We start from the raw sequence: 228 nt of genomic DNA on the forward strand, positions 1-228 counted from the left end.
CCTTGATCTCCCTGGCGGCCGCCGCCGAGCGCTGCGCCAGGTTGCGCACCTCGGAGGCCACCACCGCGAAGCCCCTGCCCTGCTCGCCCGCGCGCGCCGCCTCCACCGCCGCGTTCAGGGCCAGGATGTTGGTCTGGAAGGCGATGCCGTCGATGACGCCGATGATGTCGACGATCTTGCGCGCCGAAGCGTCGATGGCGCCCATGGTGTCGACCACCTGGCCGACGA

The 228-nt window shown here is 71.5% G+C and carries 1 protein-coding gene; it reads right to left on the minus strand.

The annotated features are described in order from the left end of the window. The coding region (locus tag AC6H42_RS10815; RefSeq protein WP_497548007.1) for a methyl-accepting chemotaxis protein at window positions 1-228 on the minus strand (228 nt) is incomplete at both ends.

This window comes from Massilia sp. NBRC 108631 (genome assembly GCF_059704565.1).